The sequence below is a fragment of the Sporosarcina koreensis genome, from assembly GCF_001531445.1.
Lineage (GTDB): Bacteria > Bacillota > Bacilli > Bacillales_A > Planococcaceae > Sporosarcina > Sporosarcina koreensis_C.
Genome location: NZ_LQYA01000133.1, coordinates 1 through 3,860, shown reverse-complemented (window position 1 = coordinate 3,860; position 3,860 = coordinate 1). Strand labels below are relative to the sequence as shown.

At 40.1% G+C, this 3,860-nt stretch carries 3 protein-coding genes; all 3 read right to left on the bottom strand.

Annotation, left to right across the window (positions count from 1 at the left end; translation table 11 throughout):
- Positions 1-304: 304 nt before the first annotated feature.
- Positions 305-1,930, bottom strand: a complete 1,626-nt coding sequence (locus AWV70_RS14255; RefSeq protein WP_060208472.1) for a peptide ABC transporter substrate-binding protein — start codon at positions 1,928-1,930, stop codon at positions 305-307.
- The gene (locus AWV70_RS14250; RefSeq protein ID WP_060208469.1) at positions 1,866-2,900 is read right to left on the bottom strand and encodes an ABC transporter ATP-binding protein; all 1,035 of its coding nucleotides are present in this window, start codon (positions 2,898-2,900) and stop codon (positions 1,866-1,868) included. Before AWV70_RS14250 ends, AWV70_RS14255 begins: the two co-directional genes overlap by 65 nt.
- Positions 2,897-3,860: ABC transporter ATP-binding protein (locus tag AWV70_RS14245; RefSeq protein WP_060208465.1), on the bottom strand; the 964-nt coding region annotated here is incomplete at its 5' end. The genes AWV70_RS14245 and AWV70_RS14250, both read right to left, overlap by 4 nt.

Here is a 3,860-nt window from a genome sequence, read left to right as displayed (position 1 = left end):
ACCAAATGGCTTGATGTCGCCATTGTTCCCATCCCAAAGATAAACTTGTGGAAGGCCAGTCTTTTTACTTAAAAACGTAAATTTGTTTTTACCAGGGATTGCGGCAGAATTGAAACCTGTAAATACATTTAAAAAATGTTCTAATCGATTTTCCAATTTTACACCTCTCAACTTTTTTTCATATTTAGATAGTAAGAAAACCCTTTACTTCGATTTGCATGAGATTGCCCAATACAGTTCCTAAGTAAAGGGTTTAACAAAACCACTTATCAATTGTTAGAAGCCTATTTAATTTAATTGGTTGTTATTCGACCTTTTCCACCCATTTCAAAAACGGCTGTCGGTTAACATAATAAGCCACATTCTTAAGACTCGGAGAAGTTAAGTATGTTGTTGAGTAGAAATACATTGGGATAAAAGGCATATCCTCCATTAAAACTTCTTCGGCTTTATGAAGTAATTCATACCGTTTAGAATCGTCTTGTTCAATCTTGGACTGCGCTAAAAGAGAATCATATTCTTCATTGACCCATCCAGTACGGTTATTTGGACTGCCGCCTAAGAAGTAATCCAGATTAATGACCGGATCTACAAATGTTCCGACCCAACCCATTCTAGCCATTTGGAAATTTCCTTGGTTTACGTTAGCTAATTGTGTTTTGGATTCTTGGTTCACCAATTTAATTTGGACACCTAAATTTTTGTTCAACATTTCTTGAACGACTTCGGCAATTCTCTTATTTCCTTCAGACGTGGTATATAGCAGCTCGATTTCCGGAAGAGTGTCCCACCCTTCTTCCTTCATTCCTTCTTCCAATAACCTTTTCGCCTCTTCTGTATCCTCTTTGAAATATTCTCCACCTACTTCACGGAAATCACCATCAGGAGTAGAAACTCCAGGTGGAACCATACCATAAGCCGGAATCTCTCCTGCTTTGTTAATTGTGTTAACAACTAGGTCTCGATTGACACTCAAAGAAAATGCTCTGCGAACTTTTTCGTTTGTAAATGGTTCTTTTTTGACATTAAAAATATACATATACGTTCCATAACGAGGAACTACTGAATAATCTTCATTATTCTGTTCAGCTTCCAAAACGTCAGTTGGCAGAGAGGAGATTAAATCCAATTCGCCTGTTTTGTACATTTGATAGAATGTAGTCGCCTCATTCACCATTTTGAAAGTGACTTTGTTTAAGTTTACAACGGATGCATCATAGTAATCCTCATTCTTCTCAATGACTATTTCGCTGTCATGCGCCCATTTTGTCATCTTGAAAGGTCCATTGCTAATATAAGTTTTCGGATCTGATGCCCAATCCTTATTTCCTTCTACTATTTCTTGTTTAACCGGGTAATATGTCCACATTGTCAACAGCTTATCAAAATAGCCAAGCGGAGCATCCAATGTCACTTTCAACTCTTTTTCACCAACTGCTTCCACGCCGACATCTTCAACTGTTCCTTCACCCATATTATATTCTTCTGCCCCTTTTACATAATAGAGATAGAAAGCAAACCTAGAGCCCGTATCCGGATTTAACACACGCTTCCAAGCATATTCAAAATCCGAAGCTGTTACCGGTGTACCATCTGTCCAATTTGCATCATCGCGTATTGTAAAAGTATAAACAGTACCATCGTCTGATACGTCCACTTTTTCTGCAACTCCTAGGACCGGGTTGCCATCTTTATCTGTTGTATACAAACCTTCAAAGACATGATCGAGTACCCATGCTGATGTTGTATCCGTTGATAGACCCGGATCGAGGCTAGGTGGCTCCGTCTTCAGGTTAAGAGTTAGTTCCTGCTTGTCGCTTCTTTTCCCTTCGCCATTTGTATCTCCGCTTTCTGCATTTTTGCTGCTACATGCTCCCAATACTGCTGACACTGCTAATAGAAGGACTAACAATATCGTCCACTTCTTCATTTCCCTTCACCCCTTCATGATTATATAAATGACAAGCAACAAAATGGTCAGATTTAATTTCTTTCCATTTCGGAATTTCTTTACTGCAAATATCCATTGCATGTGGACACCTCGTCCTAAAGCGGCAACCACTTGGTGGATTCATTGGACTTGGCGGATCCCCAAGAAGGACAATCCGTTCCTTCTTAGTATTGCTAGGATCGGCTACAGGAATTGCGGATAATAATGCTTGTGTATAGGGATGCAATGGCTTTGAAAACAAATCGTCACTGCTTGCCAACTCCATCATTTTCCCTAAATACATAACACCAATTCTGTCGCTAATATGTTTAACCATTCCTAGGTCATGTGCGATAAACAAATACGTTAATCCTTCAGATTCCTTAAGATCCTCAAGTAGATTGATAACTTGAGCTTGGATAGAAACATCCAATGCAGATATCGGCTCATCCGCAACGATGAATTTTGGGTTGACGGCTAATGCCCTAGCAATCCCGATCCGCTGTCGCTGCCCTCCACTGAACTCATGGGGAAATCGTTTCGCGTGTTCAGGTCGGAGCCCTACTTTCTCTAACAACTCGTAAATACGTTCTTGTCGCTTTATTCCTTTAGCAAGTTTATGTGCATCTATTCCTTCAGCGATTATATCCCCGACTTGCATTCTAGGATTTAGTGAGGAGTGGGGATCTTGAAATACAATTTGCATCTCACGGTTCACAATACCTTTTTTCTTTCGATTCATTTCTGATAAATTCTCGTCATCGTAGAAAATATTGCCGTCCGTTTTTTCATGCAAACCGGCAACTGTTAAACCAAGCGTTGATTTCCCGCTTCCACTTTCTCCGACTAAACCGAATGTTTCCCCTCTATATATATCAAAAGAGATATCATCCACAGATTTAACAATTTGGTTTTTCCCTACAGAAAAATGTTTCTTCAAGTTTTCAATTCGAAGGAGTTTATCTTTCAAACTCTTTCCCCCCTCTCCTGATAGACATCTTCTGGAGCAGGCGAACGGGAATCATTCAACCAACATCTTGCGGTATGCCCTTCCTTGATTTCAAACTCAGGCGGCATCTGTCCAACACAAATCTCCATTGCATATTTACACCTTGGTGCAAAAGGACAGCCCTTCGGTGGTGAAAATAAATCCGGCGGAGTTCCTTCTATTGGAATGAGTCGCTGCTTTTCACTTGTAGTTGTCGTATCCGGAATGGACTCCAGCAAACCCCAAGTATATGGATGTTTCGGATTCGTAAAGATTTCATCTACAGAACTTGTTTCTACAACCATGCCTGCATACATGACAATAACTCGTTCAGCCGTTTCGGCAACTACACCTAAATCATGAGTGATTAATATAATTGCTGTATTTATTTTTGTTTTCAAGTCCTTCATCAATTCAAGTACTTGCGCTTGAATCGTTACATCCAATGCGGTTGTCGGCTCATCTGCAATAAGTAAATCCGGATTACATGCAAGTGCGATTGATATCATTGCTCTTTGTCTCATCCCACCGCTGAATTCATGCGGATATTGATCGTATCGCTCTTCCGGATTCGGTATACCTACAAGCCGTATCATTTCAATCGCCTTTTCTTTTGCTTCAGACTTGCTCATGTTTTTATGAACAGTCAATACTTCAGCGATTTGATTGCCAATTTTCATGGTCGGATTAAGGGATGTCATCGGATCTTGGAACACCATACTCATTTTGGAACCGTTTACTTTTTTCATTTGCTTTTTGGATAAGGTCATAAGGTCCACGTCCTCAAGGAACACGCTACCTGAATTAATAATGGCTGGCGGTTTTGGGATTAAGCCCATTATTGTTTGAACTGTAACACTTTTCCCACTGCCACTTTCACCAACGATAGCCACGATTTCCCCTTTATTAACATGAAATGAAACATCCCGAACCGCCTTAACT